This window comes from Chryseobacterium sp. WG14 (assembly GCF_024586945.1).
Classification (GTDB): domain Bacteria; phylum Bacteroidota; class Bacteroidia; order Flavobacteriales; family Weeksellaceae; genus Chryseobacterium.
The window spans coordinates 525268-541318 of sequence record NZ_JALCZD010000002.1 but is presented as its reverse complement, the minus strand read 5'-3'; the positions used below and the strand labels follow the sequence as shown (position 1 = coordinate 541318).

The window sequence follows — 16051 nt, the reverse complement described above, 5'->3', positions numbered from 1 at the left end:
AATAAAAAAATCCCACTATTTGGAAATAGTGGGATCATATCATATTTTGATGTAAGTCTTAGTATCTGTAGTACTCAGGTTTGAACGGTCCTTTTACGTCTACACCGATGTACTCAGCTTGTTCTGTAGAAAGAGTTTCAAGCTCTACGCTTAATTTTTTAAGGTGTAAAGCAGCTACTTTCTCATCTAAGTGTTTAGGAAGCATGTATACTTCATTGTTGTAAGCCGCAGAGTTAGTCCAAAGCTCAATCTGAGCCAGCGTCTGGTTAGAGAAAGAGTTAGACATTACGAAACTTGGGTGCCCTGTTGCACATCCCAGGTTTACCAGTCTTCCTTCTGCTAAGATAATAACTTCTTTTCCTTCGATAGTATAGATATCAACCTGAGGCTTCACTTCAGATTTAGTCTGACCATAGTTTTTGTTTAACCACGCCATATCGATCTCGTTATCGAAGTGTCCGATGTTACAAACGATAGCTTTATCTTTCATTTTAAGGAAGTGCTCTCCTCTTACAATGTTAAAGTTACCCGTTGTAGTAATGATGATATCTGCGTTATCTACTACAGTATCTAATCTTTTTACTTCATAGCCGTCCATAGCAGCCTGCAGTGCACAGATAGGATCAATTTCAGTAACGGTAACAATAGAGCCGGCTCCTCTGAAAGAAGCAGCAGTACCTTTACCTACATCTCCGTATCCACAAACTACCACTCTTTTTCCAGCTAACATTACATCAGTAGCTCTTCTTACAGCATCTACTGCAGATTCTTTACATCCGTATTTGTTGTCGAATTTAGATTTAGTTACAGAATCGTTTACGTTGATAGCAGGCATTACTAAAGTTCCGTTCTTCATTCTTTCGTACAATCTGTGTACTCCTGTAGTGGTTTCTTCAGAAAGCCCTTTGATATCTTTTGTGAATTCCGGGTATTTATCAAAAACCATATTGGTTAAATCTCCACCATCATCCAGAATCATATTTAACGGTTTTCTGTCTTCTCCAAAGAATAAAGTCTGCTCAATACACCAATCAAATTCCTCTTCATTTAATCCTTTCCAAGCATATACCGGAATTCCTGCAGCAGCAATAGCCGCAGCAGCGTGATCCTGAGTAGAGAAAATATTACAAGAAGACCAGGTAACTTCAGCTCCTAAAGCTACTAATGTCTCGATAAGCACAGCTGTTTGGATCGTCATGTGAAGACATCCTGCAATTCTTGCTCCTTTAAGCGGCTGAGACGGTCCGTATTCTTCACGGATAGACATCAGGCCCGGCATTTCTGCTTCTGCAAGAGTAATTTCTTTTCTTCCCCATTCTGCTAGGGAAATGTCCTTAACTTTATAAGGAACGTATTGTGTTGTAGTACTCATATGTAATGAATAGTTTTTAAATTCAATTGATAACGAAATGCAAAATTACAATTAATAATTAAGATAAAAAAACGGCAGCCTGAGTTCAGTTTATGAGATTAAACATTGCTTAAAATTATTTAGTCTTAATATAAATAACTACTTTTATCTCATAAATAATACATTATGGATCATACCAATACCCAAGACGAATCTCAAAGAAAAGCAAAACCCGTTGCTCCAAAAGTAAAAGAGCTGATAGAAAGAAGCAAAAGTGTAGTTCTGGCAACTGTAGATGGAGAAGGAAACCCTAATTCCAGCTATGCCCCTTTTGTACAGGATGGTCATACATTCTATATTCTGGTATCTTTTATGGCGAGACATACCAAAAATCTTGCAGAAGGAAGAAAAGCCTCAGTGATGTTTATTGAAGATGAATCTGCTACCAAACAAATATATGCCAGAGAACGTCTGACTATTGAGGTGGTACCATCTCAGATAGAAAGAGACTCCGAAAAATGGGTTCAGGTGATTGCTAACCTTAAAGAAGCTCATGGGAAAGTAGTGGATGTCATTTCCGATATGGGAGATTTTATTTTAATTGCCTTGCAGCCGGTAAAAGGAGCTTATGTTAACGGATTTGGAAGTGCTTATTTTGTGAGCGAAAATCTGGAGATCATAGAGCATAGAAATGATGTGAACCATCAGTCTAAATAAAATTGAAGCAGGAAGAGGGAAGGAGGAGGTTTCAGAGGATAAGTAAACATTAGATCCGTTTTGTATGGATAGGTTCTTTGTCATCTATATTTTGCAGATTACTTTTTGAACAAATTTTAACTTTCATCTTCCTGCTTTCCATTTTCAGTCTTTCATTCATTTTCTCTTTCCACATCTTTTTATTACTTTTATCGAATAAAAAACGATGCCCCTTTACCGAGATTTTTCAGATGATAATGCCACAATCCTTGTTTGGAAGTATGACGAGAGCGAAGAACTTGATATCCGCGAGCTTCTGGAGCCTGAAAATGCCGAAAAAGTAAAGGATTACCACCCCAAAAAACTATTGGAGGTTCTGATGGTACGCAAACTCTTGAAAGGGCTAAAGCCATCTTCCAAAATTTTATATAGAGAAAGAGAGCCTTTTCTTTCCCCTCACGATGCGGAAATTTCCATCACCCATTCTTTCCCTTTTGCAGCTATTGCCATTTCTAAAAATAAAATAGGAATTGACGTTGAGAAATTCAATCCTAAAATTTTAAGGGTGATTGATAAATTCACGTATGAAAATGAAAGAGGATTTATTCCTGAAGATAAAGCAGATACTTTCTATACTATTATATGGAGTGTAAAAGAAAGTATGTATAAAATCCATCATTCAAAATATTGGTCCCTGAAGAAAAACTACGAAGTGAAACCTTTTGAGCTTAAGCATCTTCATAAGATTAGCTGCCGTGTATATGACGAACAGTTTTCAGATGAGTTTAAAGCAAGGGTAGAATTTTTTGACGATTACTGCTTTACGATTGTGGAGGAGTAGCGTGCTTTTCAATTTTGTATTTTTCAATAACCTTTCTTTGTTCCTTGGCTACATCATAGATCAGTTCCAGGATGTCATGGATGTTTTTAAGTTCCGTTAAATGTGAAATTTTATCGGGATCTCTTCTGTCGATAATCTCATTTTCTTCGATCTCCGTTTTCCTTTTCATGAGCAGGTCTTCAATGGAAGAATCTTCCGGCTCAAGACGGCTTTCCATTTTAAGAGCTTCGCTGATATCATCACCGTTGAGCAGGGCAGAGGTCTGCTGCATCTCAGCTTCAATTTTTCTGCTCCAGCTTTCAGCATCTATTTCAGGATACTGCTCATTGCTTTTGGAGTACTGAGAAAGAGAAGCGGTATAGGCTGTAACAAGGTGTGAGGTAGCCACAAACTGATGCACTACTTCCAGTTTTTTTTGCTGGTTTTTAGGATCAGAAATCATTCGCTGGAAATTATCTGAAAGATTAGCCAGCGAAATAATTGCATTTTTTCGCTTTACCTTATAATCTTCAAGATCAAAATTTCCTTCAAGGAATTTAGAAATCACACTCTGGAAATAGATGAGGTTATCTGCAGCAGACTTTTTCATCAGATCCAGGTTCTGGGTATGTTCCCAAACAGGCAATACAATATAAGACACTGCAAAAGCAATAATTCCGGCAATAGCTGTATCCACCACTCTGTCTTTGAAAATAACGTCTACTTTTCCGGGGTTTAAGAAATTAAAACTGAGGAAAACATAGATCGTCATGAATAATACGGCCCAAAAGTACCGTCCTTTCAAAAAGCTGAAACACATGATCATACTTATAAGGAGTATGGCAAATAAAACACCGTTGATGTGTATAAAGTGCAGAATGATATATGCTATGGTAGCACCGGTAACCGTTCCATAAAGACGGAGAAGGTTTCTTTGCTTTGTAATGGAATAAGCCGGTTTTAAGATTGCTGTAATGGTAATTAATATCCAGTAGGTATGTCCCAGTCCCAGAAAATCAAACATAGAGAAAAGATATCCCAGCAGCAAAGCGGTGGTAATTCTTATAGCATGGCGAAAATGCGAGGATGATAATGAAATGTTATTCCTTAAAACTTTGGCATTAAGCTTAGGCTCATTCGGCATAAACTTTTTCAGGTCCAGTCCGGTAGATAAACTTTTCGCCAGTTTCACATCCTGGGAAAATACTTTATAAATCTCGTTGATCTCTTTGGTAATTTCGTTAATACGCATCAGAATCTGACGCAGGATCATGAAATTTTCCAGATTTTCAGAGCTTAATTGTTTATTTCTGAGTTCAAAATAATTGTAATTAAGGTTTTTTAATTCAAGTTCCAGATTAAATATAGATTTTGCCCGTGTTCCACTTTGGAGGGCAATTCCGATATTGGTGATTTCTTCGGCCAAAAGATTAAGATAATCATGAATGTTAACCAGGATCATACTGTCCTCGAAACTCTGCTGCAATTTTTGATAGTCACTCTCGGAAGTCATCAGTTTTTCATGAAGGTCCATAGAGTTCAGGAACATCAACATCAGTAAACGACTGGTCGTTGTAGATTCATTAACAATGGTTCTTGTTTTAAAAACAGTTTCCCGGGTGTCCTCCTGAAGGTTTTTTATTTCAATCTGTTTAGCAATGACCTGAGTGGTCAGTTTATCAAAATCAGGATTTTTCTGGTAATAATTAGCCTTAATCTTTAAAAATTCTGCCAGCTGAAGATAGTTTTCTCCAATCATCTGGCCGGCCAGTTTATAAGGCCGGATGGTAGTTACAACAAGAAAGATGAGTAGAAACCATATACAGCCACAGGCAAAGATCAGTAAGCTTTTTAAGATATTACTTCCTGTAAGATGCCCGTCAATAAAGATGGCGAGCACAACCAGTGATAGAGAACCTACAGCAGCTAATCTCTGACCATAAACTCCGATCAGGGAGAAAAACATTCCAAATACAATGATTTCGAGAAGCACTAATAGTTTAAGGTCCATCACCATGCTTGCAATAAGTGCCACAAAGACAAAACAGCAAATGGCAAAAGTTAAAGCATTTCTTCTTCGGATGAAAGGTCCCGGCTGGTCTGTAAGAGCTACAAAGCTGGTTCCGAGAGGGAAGAGGAAGTATTCTTTTAATATTCCAAAATGGGCAAGGACTAAACAAGGCAGAACAGTAGCTAATGTAATTCTGATTGCAGAATATACATATTGACTGGTTACAAATTTTTTTAGCTCCGCCGAATAGTTCATACTACAAAAATAGCTATTGAATTTAAGAAAATAGTTATAATGATAAGACTTTTGTAAACTTAAATGTTATATTTCTTTAATAGTAGGCGAGAAGTGTTGCCGATAGTTAATTTTGCTTCGCCAAGTGAATAGTGAATGGGGTCTGAAGAAATTGACGAGCGAAGCGGATTGACGATTGACAATCAGCCTTTCTCCTGCTTCCAACAAAAAAGCCTCATATTGATGAGGCTTTTGTATGATATTGATACTGTTGTTAACGGTCGTTATTAGATGTTTCATCTCCAATGTTCCAGGTAAGACCGAAACGAAGAGTGTTATCTAAGGCACTGTTAATTTTAGACATGTTAATCAGATAAGAAAGATCAAGCCCGAAAGAACGGTAATTCAACCCGATACCTGCTGTAGCAAATTGTCTGGCACCCTGTTCTTCACTTTCATGAAAATAACCTCCTCTTACAGAAAAAGCATTGTCATATGAATATTCTACAGCACCACTGTACATGATACTGTTTTTATTTTTGAAAGATTTTCCAATACCGGCCATTGGACCTACATTGGGAATTTCATATCTCGGTTGTCTTGTATTGGGATCAATTCCTACATATTCAGATCCCGGAACCAGAAGTTTTGAACCTTCTACACTAATTCCTACTCTGTTCATATCATCCAGGTACATGTCATATCCAATCCCTAATCTTGCCATAGTAGGAAGATAAGATCTCGATTCTTCATTTCCTGTATAATCCAGTTTGGGACCTAGGTTCTGAACCGCAAAACCGGCATTGATTTTACCGTCATTTCCTCCTAAACCTGTAAATTTTGGAGAACTGTAGTATCCTGAAATATCTACTGCAAAGGAATTAGCAGCCTTAAGTGTTGTATCTGTATTGAATCCACCGGCTAAGTCTGAACGGATAAATCTACCTGTTACAGCCATTGAGTAAGAATCGGATAGTTTCAAAGCATAGGCAACGTCCAGAGAGAATTCATTTGGTTTTGATGTACCCATAGAAGCAATTTCAGTACCTACCAATTGAGTAAGGTCTACCTGACCCATATTGAAATAATAAATACTCGCGGAAATAGTAGATCTTTCATCCTGTCCCAAAAACTTATGGAAAGCTCCGTATAGTAAGAATACATCATTGGTAAGTTTTCCCATATACGGTGTATAGTTAAGACCGATGGAAGAACTTGTTCTGCTAAAAGGATATTTTGCAGCATTCCAGAATTGTGAAAATGCATCCGGAGAGGTTACAACCCCTTGGTCTCCCATACCTCCTGATCTGGCATCTGGTGCAATTCTTAGGAAAGGTGCTCCGGTTAATACAGGACCTACTTTACCTAGATCTTGTGAATATCCTAGAAAACCAGCACTTAACCCAAATCCTAAAAGCAGTTTAGTAGTTAAATTCATATGTTGTCTTTTATATATTATCAGTTTTTTATTAATATTATTATCTATGTATTATTTAATTATTTCAAAAGTACCATTTTTTCTACAGCTGTAGCACTTCCTTTGCATTTTTCCTGATTCTGACTTTTTGCAAATATCTTAAAAATATACGTACCTTTTGCAACTGTAGCCCCAAAATCATCTCTTCCGTCCCATTCTATTGCCTGGCGAGGTGTTCTAAAGCCCTGTAGGAACGGTTCTGCAACCACCGGCTGAGATAAAGTTCTTACCAATCTTCCTGTTATCGTATAAATCTGCACATTCACATCCAGAATATCGGAACAGTTATGTTCAAACTGAATATACGTCTTATTGGTAAAAGGATTAGGCCAGTTTAATGGGCGGTTGATTACCAAATGCTGGTCAGACTCATCTTTAACCTCAAAATTTAACGTGGCAGTTGTAGAATTATTGTTTATGTCCCAAACTTTAAATAATAATTGATGCTGGCCTATGGCTAAATTCCTGAAAGGATAAGTTACATTTCCTTTTTGGTATTCTGCAAGGCTGGGATTTAAACATCCGTTTCCTTCTCCTGCGGCATAAAAATCATTTAAAATGATAGTGTTGATAATTTGTCCGTCCAGATATACGGTGATATCGTGGCCAACCCCTGAACCTGTAGAGTTGATTCCCGTATCATCAGTAAGACAGGCAAGAAGGGTAGGGTTTTGATTGGTAATACCGCCATCAGCAAAGTTGGTGTTATTCATATACAGTTTTACTTTCGGAGGCTGGTTATCATTAATTCCGTTAGGATTAATATCTCCCACCTGTACAGCCTGGTTGTTGAAGACATCCATTACCTTATTGTCAGCATAACTTAATATTCTTCCCTGGCCTACAGTATAATTAATATCTTTAGGAACATAGAATTCAGCGGTGAAAACTCCGTTTACGGCTATCCCCGAAGCTTTTACAATAGGGCTTCCTTCTTCTGTATATTCTAATACAGGACTAAGGTGTCCGTCATTATTTAATGTTTTTTTATTGATTCTCTTATCAAAAATATTAATAGTAACCCTTCCGTTAAAGGTATTGTTTAATGTTCCGTTAGAATTATTGATATGTCCTTTTACCTTTACAAAATCCAATCCTCTGATCAGACCGGGAACAGGCGTTTCAATATTATCAATCACCAAAAGTCTTTGAGGTCTGCTCAGTTTCATGGCAGGGTCACCCAAAAGATTTACCTTTAAATGGTTAAGGTCAGCACCTCTTTGTTTCTTCGCCGTTAAATGAGCATTTCCTAATGTTTCGAAATCATCATTAGTCAATTTAAAGATGTTTTTAGTGTAGGTATCTGTAAACTGACGTCCGTAGATTACCCCAATAGCCCGGCTGGAAGTAATCATAGCTGCAGCACCACCTTGTTTTAGTTTAATGAACTGTTCTCCTGCAGAATTAGTGGCAGGTTCATCCCATAATGTAAATTCACAGGTAATGGTAGAAACAAACGGGAACCTGCTGTACACATTGGAGAAATTATTGGAATTTTGGATTTCTGTACTGGTTAATACTCTTTCCTGTGCCCAGCCGTTGATTCCTCCATGTCCGAAATAGAACAGATACATGCTGTTTCCAATAGCATTGGAAATAGCCTGATTGACCTGCGGATATCTTTGTCCTGCTGCTGTACTCTGAGCCGTGAAAGAATCCAGGTATAATTTCTTAACATTATATTCTTTCAGTTCCTGCTGTACCGGCTGTTCAAATACATTCACCAGCGTAGTGTTCATCACATTGTGGAAAGGTGGCCCATCGTCATTGTCATCATCTACCACAAAATCTAACCTCATACGCCATTCTCCAAACGGACTGGATTGCCCCGGTAGTGCATTATAATAAGCAAGCGTTTTGCTGATCATATCTCCGGCTTCAGAAGCATTGGATGCAGGAATTCTTCCTACCGGTATATCCGGTAGATTGTTTTCAATGATGTTGGCGGTTTGTGGTTTCGTCATTACAATATAATCATCCGTAACAAAGGAGCCTACATAATCTGAAGACTGTTCACTTTGATAGCTGGAAACTACATTGGAATTATTTGAAACTTTATTTTTATAATCATAGGATGTATCCCCCAGAATAAATACATATTTAAGTTTTCCCTGGGTGGTGTTCAGTCTTGTCACGAAATCTCTTATAGCAGTAAGGTCCCTGCTTCCACTTCCAAATTCCTGATATACCTTATTAACATCTACAATTTCTACATTATAATTGTTTTTTGTCTGGTGGTAGCTGGCAAGTCTTTGTGCCTGGCCCATCATTTGAGGAACCGTTAAGATCAGATAATCTATATTTTGTAAGGCAGAAAGATTTTGATTACCGATTCTCTCCACAAACTGTGGCGAAAAAGCAGCATCCGCTCTAAAAGCTACAAACTCATTATTGAAGTTCTGATCAGCAGCCATATAAGCAAAATTGAAACTTCCGGCACCTGCCTTATTTACTCTTCTGTTGGCATTGGTAATATCCGTAACATCCCATACCTGTTCTATATTGGAAGCATTGGAAATGCTGAAACCATAGTTGGTATTGCTGCCGCTTACCAGAGAGAAATCCCTGAAATTCATTTGTGAACCATTGAAAACAAGATTCTCTTTATATTGTACTTCAGTATAATCTATATAGAATGATCCGTTAGGATTGATAGAAATATTGGGATTATACTTAAAGGTAATCTGATTTCCACTCAGGTTGCTTACTGTTCCGTTATATGGAAGGAGGAAATAAAGATTATACTGGAAGTTGGAGGTATCTTCAGGCACTGACCCTGATGAAGGGTTTACATCATTAATCTTATACTCAATTGTATTTTTTTGTGCCCTGTAGCCAGCCACTCTGGTTCTGTATCTTATAACATCTGATGGCTGTATGGGTGATTTGGTGGTAAAGGTTACTGTTTTTTCGGTAGTGAAAGGGGCATCTTCTAACCAAACCCGGCCTACTTTCATAAGGTTTTTCTGGTCATTGTTGATTACCTGATAGTCATCATATCTTGTGATCAGCTGACTAGGAAGATCTCCATCGATGGTCTGAACCCTTTTACCCGGTCCTTTATCAAAGGTAATATAGTAATATGAAAAGTCTTCATATATATTCTTTACGTTATCACTTCTGTCATAGCGGGTATCTGTTCTTTTAAAACCGTTACCGTTACCCCTGTTATAAAGATTATATCCATCCGGTCCCTGAGCATAGAAAAGAGCAAAATCATTGTCGTTCCATACACCGTCATCTTCACCTACCACCTGAACGGCATTTTCCTGCAGTGCACTGTATCTTGGATCCTGGTTAAATTCCGGGAGCATAAGCCCTCCGTTTCCATATATTCTGAAATTCTTGGGATTCACAGATGCCGGATTGATTCCATTATCTTTTAAAAATTGAGCGGTAATTTTAAATATCCCCGATTTATCTACTTTTATCTTATAAAAGCTTCCATTTGAAAGAGGGTTTGCTGTAGATCCTATTCTGTTTACATTATTTGTAGTGTTCAAAGCTGAGGCTTCAGAAACATTAAATGAAGATAACCTCTGAACCCGTCCTTTTACATTTTTAAATAAAGCAACATTAATACTGGCATAGCTTTCTCCCTCTAAGGTATAATATGAAACATCTGCAATATCATAATCGGGTAGGCTGCCTTTGTCTAATTCAAATAAATCCTTGTTGGAAACATTTTCCCAAATAAGGTCAGAAACTCTGAGCTGTTTTTCCCCTATTTTTTGTTTAGTTATGATAAAAACATTATTTTGGCTAAACGAAAAACCATCATTTTTGAAATTTGGAAGAATTAATTTTGTATCACCAAAGTCCTGAATTTTTGAACCCTCCCATTCTATGGTGTTTCTTTGGGCCCAAAGTACTGATACAAAAGAGAATAGAAATAAAATAGTGATTTTTTGTCTCATGTTTATTATTGAAATTGCTAAATTACAAAATAAATGAAAATTTTATAATTAAATTGCGATACAATAAAATTAATTTGTTAACGTTTTTCAAAAAAATCAAATCTTTACTTGATTTATTGAATAATTTATTTTTTCTTTGTACTCTTGAAAATATTTATATCGACTATGAAAAAACTAAAGTTGTTTTCATTAATAGCATTAAGTTCTACACTTGCATTAACCAGTTGTGGCGGGTCAGGAACCAGCAAAGGTGGTGGTACCAAAAAATTTGTCAGTAAAACAGGTTGGAAGCCAAACGAAAAACAGGGTTGGTTTTTTGCAGGAAAGCAACAGAAGCAGAAGGGGTGGCCTGGAATGGTATATGTAGAAGGTGGAACTTTTACAATGGGATTAGTGAAAGATGATGTTATGCACGATTGGAATAATACGCCTCGCAGAATGCAGGTTAGTTCATTCTTTATCGGAGAAACTGAGATTACAAACTATGAATACCGCGAATACCTTACATGGTTGAAGTATGTATTCCCGCCAAGTGACCCTAGTTTTAAGGAAATCTATAACGGTGCTCTACCAGATACCTTATTATGGGACAACAAACTATCTAGAAACGATTATAATGAAACGTATCTGCGTTCTCCGGAATTCGACTACTATCCTGTAGTAGGAGTTTCCTGGACCCAGGCAAACAGATATTGTGAATGGCTGACAGACAGAGCTAATGAAAAAGCTTTGATGAGCGCTGGTATTATTGCTAAAGATTTGTATATCAACGAATCTAATAACCAGGGAGGAACAGCCTTCAATATGGATAAATTCAAAGCAAATGATCCTGAAATGCAAGGATACATCAATGAGCAGAGAATGCAGCAGAAGACCGGTCTTAAAACTACAAACCAAAGACTTCTTTCTGCCAACAGAGCTCCAAATTCTGCTATGGTACAGAAGTTCAGACTTCCTACCGAGGTAGAATGGGAATATGCTGCTCTTGGTATGGCTAAGAATAGAGAATATAACCAATACTTAGGTAAAAAACCTGAAATCGAAAGATTAAGAGGTACCAAAGGAAAAGATAGAGGAATGTTCCTTGAAAATTTCAAAATGGGTAAAGGTGACTATTCCGGTATTGCAGGATGGAAAAACGACGGATCTGCACAAACTTCAGACGTAAGACAATATCCATCTAATGATCTAGGTGTTTATGGTATGTACGGTAACGTTGCTGAATGGACAGCTGATGTTTACAGACCTATTATAGATGAAGACTACAACGACTTCAATTATTACAGAGGTAATATGCCTCAGGCTATTGTAAGAAACGGTGACGGAACTTATAAAATGATTGACGAAGGAACTATCAAATATGATACTTTATCTGATGGTAGACTGGTTTATAAAGGACTTCCCGGACAGTTTGAAAGACAGACCATTGCTGACTACAGAAACTATAGAGATGGTGACAGACAATCTTCTTTAGAATACAGAAGAGAATCAGACTCAGCTTCATCATTCGATATGTATAATGCACCTCGTCAGAGTTTCATTGTAGATGCGGGAGGTAAAGTGAAAATGGTGAAAGACACTAAAGACAGAACTTCAGGGATCTCTAATGACGTAAGAGTTGTAAAAGGAGGATCTTGGCAGGATACTGCATATTGGCTGGACCCGGGTCAGAGAAGATATAAAAATCAGGGCAGGGCTTATGGTTGGATTGGATTCCGTGTTGCACAGGATGCCAGAACAAACGATAAGAATAGAACTAGAAGATAATATAGTTATCAAAAAATACTTAAAAAAAACCTTCCGGATTTCCGGAAGGTTTTTTTATTTTTGAATCATGAAATCGCTTTGGCTAAAAAATCTAAAAATACTTGTATACATTTGGCGATTGCATGTGACTTCTTAAAAAAAAATAGATGAATATAGAACAATTTTATCCTTTAGTTTTACAGGCAGGTAAAGTAACGATAGATAGTAGAAAAATAGCAGAGAATGATATTTTCTTTGCCTTTTCCGGTGAAAATTTCAATGCCGCAACTTTAGCCGAAAAAGCTATAGATAATGGTGCTTTGGCGGTAATTGTAGAGCTGCCGGAATTCGAAAACAGGGATAAGAATATTTTCTATGTTCCATCTACCCTTGAGTTTTTACAGCAATTAGCAATATACCACAGAAATAAGCTTAGCATCCCTTTTATAGGACTTACAGGAAGCAATGGGAAGACCACCACAAAAGAACTGATCCATGCAGTGCTGTCAGAGAAGTTCAGTGTTCAGTATACCTATGGAAACCTGAATAACCACATTGGTGTTCCCCTGACCATTCTTTCCATCAAACCGGAACATGAGATAGCGGTTATAGAAATGGGAGCCAACCATCAAAAAGAAATAGAACTTCTATGTACGATCGCCCAGCCGGATTTCGGGTATATTACCAATTTTGGAAAGGCCCACCTGGAAGGGTTTGGAGGCTTTGAGGGCGTGATCAAAGGAAAGTCCGAACTTTACGAGTATCTTAAAACGAACCAACGGACCATTATCGTTAATGAAAACGACCCTATTCAGATAGAAAAAACTCAAAACTATCCGTCTACCATTACTTTTGGAAATGAAGGATCAGATTATAACTTTGAATCTTTCTCAGAAGAACACTTTGTAGGCTTGTCTTATCAGAATGTAAAAGCGCTTTCAAAGCTCACCGGAGATTATAACTTCACCAATCTCTGTGTAGCAGCAAGCCTTGGGCTTCATTTCGGAATTAGCTTTGAAAAAATAAAACATGCCGTTGAGCAGTATACCCCAACGAACATGCGTTCTCAGGTGGTAAAAAAAGAGAATAAAACATTGGTGCTGGATACCTATAATGCTAATCCAAGTTCTATGGCAGTTTCACTGAAAAATTTCATCAGTTTTGAAGGGCGCAAAACCATTGTTATCGGAGATATGCTGGAATTGGGTGCCGAAAGTGAAAAGGAACATCAGAACATCTTAAAACTGGCTCAGGATTTGAATTTTGATGAAATCATCACCGTAGGAAAACACTTTAAAGCAGTGAATTCTTCAAACCTTGCTTTTGAAGATACATCCTCATTAATTGATTACCTGAAGCAGACTCCGATTCAGTCTGAAAATATTCTTTTAAAAGGATCCAGAGGAATAGCTTTGGAAAAGGTGATCGACTTTATTTAGGCTGATAAAAAAACAGGAAAATATAAAAGGCAGAAAGTTTAAGTTTAATAACTTCCTGCCTTTTTTTATTTCGGACCTACAGGTTTTTTGAGTTCCAGAAATCTTTTATAATCAGTTTAATATTTTTGAAAGTGCTCGGAAACACTTCGTTTTCTATTTGCTGTCTTTTTTTCCATGCCACTTCAGTAATTCCTTCTTCTGCCTGTGGCTTGAATGTAGCTTCTCCATTAAAATTCATCTCAAACCAATGAGTGCATTTTAATATTTTTTCACCGTTTCTTTCCACATAAATATGGTAAGTAGTATTAATGAATTGTACGAGTTCTACATCTTTAAGGCCTGTCTCTTCTTCAATTTCTCTTACTGCAGATTCCTCCTGAGATTCACCCTTCTCCATTTTACCTTTGGGAAGATCCCATTTACCCAGCCTTTTGATGAAAAGAATCTCACCTTCAGGATTGCTCACTATTCCTCCCGCTGCCTCAATGATCCTGAACAGCTTCTGAAATTCCCTCCAGATCTCATCAATATTCTCACCGAAAACATTGAGTTCTTTTACAGAAGTATTCTCTAAAATATCTAATGCAATCTCTAAAGTTGTGAAACTTTCGTACCCAATACTTTTTTCAAGTTCCTCGGGATGCTTAGATACTAATAATTTTTTTTCGTTCACAAAAACTTTATACATTTGTAAGAATTAAGAATTTAAATACAAAAATAAAAAATGAATTTAGAAGGACGAAAGATTATTGTTAATAAATCATCTAAAGAGCTGTCAGAATTACTGAAGTCTCCAGAAAATTATAAAGAATTTATGCCGGATGGTCTTCAGAAATTTGAAACAAGAGACAACGGTTTTAAATTCGGATTACAGGGAATGCCGGAAATTGCATTGAAAATAGATGAAGTTAATGATCAGAAAGCAATCTTGAAATCAGCAAGTTCAAGTTTAGACTTTACATTAACAGCAACTTTAAACCCTATTAATGAAAATCAGACAGAAGTACAGATGCTTTTTGAAGGGAAATTTAATCCATTCATCAAAATGATGGTAGAAAAACCGCTGCAAAATTTCATCAATACGCTTACAGATAAGATCGAGGCTTATAAATAACAGAGAGTATCAGCTCGTTCAGGATCATAAGTAAAAATACAACCCCTATTTCTCAGAAGTATAAGGGAACTTTATAGAAAAAGCCGTTTTCATGATTTGTAAGACGGTTTTTATTATTTTTTGTCTAAGGGATGATGGAGTAAAGGAAGTTTATGGGAATTTAAATTAAAAATCCCTGTTAAGACTTTATCTTTTACACCAAAGGTTCGGGTTATCATAATCATAGCTAAAACCCAGTTACGAGGTATTTTTATTTCTGCATTTGCAGTAAAATTTGGTCTGTTATGTATTCTGCGGAGAGCAAATACTGAAAGACTGATTGTCCAGTAACAGAAACGGCGTATTCCTGCTTCTGAATCGGGAATTAATAATGTGTACTGCAATGCTTCGCGCAGGTTTTTGTGGGTAATACTTATTAGTTCTTTTTGAGCATTCTTATAACCTTCATTATAATTTTCAGGTTTCAGATCTTTGAGCTCACTTCCATATATATCGCGAGGTAACCAACAGATACCAGCTTTACGGTCTTCCCAATGATCGTATAAAATATTTACCGTTTGCAATCCTCTTCCAAATGATATAGCCAGTTTTTTCATGGCGGCATTATGCTTTGCTATCTCATCTGAATAATCACAAAAAAGGTCTGTTAACATTTCTCCTACAACACCTGCGGCATGATAGCAATAATCATTCATTTCATCCAATGTTTCAAGCCCGTTTAAGCTTCTTTGTTTCAGGAATTTTTGCATACCATCCCACATAATACGAATGCATCGTTCTATTGCTTGCTGCTGTACATCATTGAAAGTTTGCTTTATTCCTATCACTAGTGCCAAATTATGCATAAGCTCCCGTTCTGCTTCATGAGTGTGAAGGGATAGCAGCGGCGTTAATTCCATAGCAAACTCTTCTGCATTTTCATTAGTACTAACAATTTCAACAAATCTTTTTCCAAAATCAAATTTTTGTTCCAAGGTTAGAGCGTCGTCGTCTTCAATTGTATCCAATGCACGGGCTAAAAGATAAGCATTCATCACAACACCGCGTAACGGCACAGGAAGTTCAGGAACAGTTAAGGCAAAAGTACGTGAAACACGAGGAAATAAAGCTTTTAAATATGTTTCAGCTTGATCAAATGAAAAATTCTCGTGAGTTTCTGATATGTTTTTTCTTTCCATAATAGTTAATGTAAAATTATCTATTTTTTATGATAATTAACATTGAAAATTCATTATTAATGTATTTA

11 protein-coding genes are annotated in these 16051 nt (G+C 36.9%); 5 read left to right on the top strand and 6 right to left on the bottom strand.

All coding sequences use genetic code 11. From position 1 onward, the window contains the following. Positions 1-58: 58 nt before the first annotated feature. Positions 59-1372: an adenosylhomocysteinase gene (gene ahcY / locus MP478_RS05660; RefSeq protein ID WP_230037966.1), complete on the bottom strand. Its 1314-nt coding sequence runs from the start codon at positions 1370-1372 to the stop codon at positions 59-61. 165 nt (positions 1373-1537) lie between these two features. Between ahcY and MP478_RS05655 the strand changes: the two genes are divergently transcribed. Further along, positions 1538-2068 carry a pyridoxamine 5'-phosphate oxidase family protein gene (locus MP478_RS05655; protein WP_257199871.1) on the top strand — a complete coding sequence of 177 codons (531 nt, stop codon included), beginning with the start codon at positions 1538-1540 and terminating at the stop codon, positions 2066-2068. A 205-nt stretch (positions 2069-2273) separates the two neighbouring features. Continuing rightward, entirely contained in the window at positions 2274-2888 is a 615-nt protein-coding gene (locus MP478_RS05650; protein WP_230037962.1) for a 4'-phosphopantetheinyl transferase family protein, read from the top strand. Here MP478_RS05650 and MP478_RS05645 read toward each other — a convergent pair. The 3 genes from MP478_RS05645 to porU all read right to left on the bottom strand — a co-directional run bounded on the left by MP478_RS05645 (position 2869) and on the right by porU (position 10506). Beyond that, positions 2869-5133, bottom strand: coding sequence for an FUSC family membrane protein (locus tag MP478_RS05645; RefSeq protein ID WP_257199870.1), 2265 nt, complete (start codon positions 5131-5133; stop codon positions 2869-2871). The two genes, MP478_RS05650 and MP478_RS05645, sit on opposite strands and share 20 nt — an antisense overlap. Positions 5134-5386: 253 nt before the next feature. Next, positions 5387-6550, bottom strand: coding sequence for a type IX secretion system outer membrane channel protein PorV (gene porV, locus MP478_RS05640; protein WP_230037958.1), 1164 nt, complete (start codon positions 6548-6550; stop codon positions 5387-5389). Positions 6551-6609: 59 nt separating this feature from the next. Next, positions 6610-10506 carry a type IX secretion system sortase PorU gene (porU, locus tag MP478_RS05635; RefSeq protein ID WP_257199869.1) on the bottom strand — a complete coding sequence of 1299 codons (3897 nt, stop codon included), beginning with the start codon at positions 10504-10506 and terminating at the stop codon, positions 6610-6612. A gap of 165 nt (positions 10507-10671) precedes the next feature. Here porU and gldJ point away from each other — a divergent pair, with 165 nt between their 5' ends. Further along, the gene (gldJ, locus tag MP478_RS05630; protein ID WP_230037954.1) at positions 10672-12273 is read left to right on the top strand and encodes a gliding motility lipoprotein GldJ; all 1602 of its coding nucleotides are present in this window, start codon (positions 10672-10674) and stop codon (positions 12271-12273) included. Between the two features lie 146 nt (positions 12274-12419). After that, positions 12420-13691 carry a UDP-N-acetylmuramoyl-tripeptide--D-alanyl-D-alanine ligase gene (gene murF, locus MP478_RS05625; RefSeq protein WP_257199868.1) on the top strand — a complete coding sequence of 424 codons (1272 nt, stop codon included), beginning with the start codon at positions 12420-12422 and terminating at the stop codon, positions 13689-13691. A 76-nt stretch (positions 13692-13767) separates the two neighbouring features. Here the strand turns inward: murF and MP478_RS05620 are convergent, their stop codons facing one another. Beyond that, the gene (locus MP478_RS05620; protein WP_257192147.1) at positions 13768-14379 is read right to left on the bottom strand and encodes an NUDIX hydrolase; all 612 of its coding nucleotides are present in this window, start codon (positions 14377-14379) and stop codon (positions 13768-13770) included. 36 nt (positions 14380-14415) lie between these two features. On the opposite strand from MP478_RS05620, the gene MP478_RS05615 reads away from it, so the two are divergent. Next, complete coding sequence (locus MP478_RS05615) at positions 14416-14805, top strand: SRPBCC family protein (protein ID WP_230037950.1); 390 nt, start codon at positions 14416-14418, stop codon at positions 14803-14805. A gap of 113 nt (positions 14806-14918) precedes the next feature. Here the strand turns inward: MP478_RS05615 and MP478_RS05610 are convergent, their stop codons facing one another. Then, entirely contained in the window at positions 14919-15983 is a 1065-nt protein-coding gene (locus tag MP478_RS05610) for a squalene/phytoene synthase family protein (protein ID WP_257199867.1), read from the bottom strand. Positions 15984-16051: the final 68 nt, after the last annotated feature.

What these genes read in the sequence shown, in the direction of transcription:
- ahcY (WP_230037966.1), bottom strand. Translation starts at nt 1,372, where the DNA reads ATGAGTACTACAACACAATACGTTCCTTATAAAGTTAAGGACATTTCC.
- MP478_RS05655 (WP_257199871.1), top strand. Translation starts at nt 1,538, where the DNA reads ATGGATCATACCAATACCCAAGACGAATCTCAAAGAAAAGCAAAACCC.
- MP478_RS05650 (WP_230037962.1), top strand. Translation starts at nt 2,274, where the DNA reads ATGCCCCTTTACCGAGATTTTTCAGATGATAATGCCACAATCCTTGTT.
- MP478_RS05645 (WP_257199870.1), bottom strand. Translation starts at nt 5,133, where the DNA reads ATGAACTATTCGGCGGAGCTAAAAAAATTTGTAACCAGTCAATATGTA.
- porV (WP_230037958.1), bottom strand. Translation starts at nt 6,550, where the DNA reads ATGAATTTAACTACTAAACTGCTTTTAGGATTTGGGTTAAGTGCTGGT.
- porU (WP_257199869.1), bottom strand. Translation starts at nt 10,506, where the DNA reads ATGAGACAAAAAATCACTATTTTATTTCTATTCTCTTTTGTATCAGTA.
- gldJ (WP_230037954.1), top strand. Translation starts at nt 10,672, where the DNA reads ATGAAAAAACTAAAGTTGTTTTCATTAATAGCATTAAGTTCTACACTT.
- murF (WP_257199868.1), top strand. Translation starts at nt 12,420, where the DNA reads ATGAATATAGAACAATTTTATCCTTTAGTTTTACAGGCAGGTAAAGTA.
- MP478_RS05620 (WP_257192147.1), bottom strand. Translation starts at nt 14,379, where the DNA reads ATGTATAAAGTTTTTGTGAACGAAAAAAAATTATTAGTATCTAAGCAT.
- MP478_RS05615 (WP_230037950.1), top strand. Translation starts at nt 14,416, where the DNA reads ATGAATTTAGAAGGACGAAAGATTATTGTTAATAAATCATCTAAAGAG.
- MP478_RS05610 (WP_257199867.1), bottom strand. Translation starts at nt 15,983, where the DNA reads ATGGAAAGAAAAAACATATCAGAAACTCACGAGAATTTTTCATTTGAT.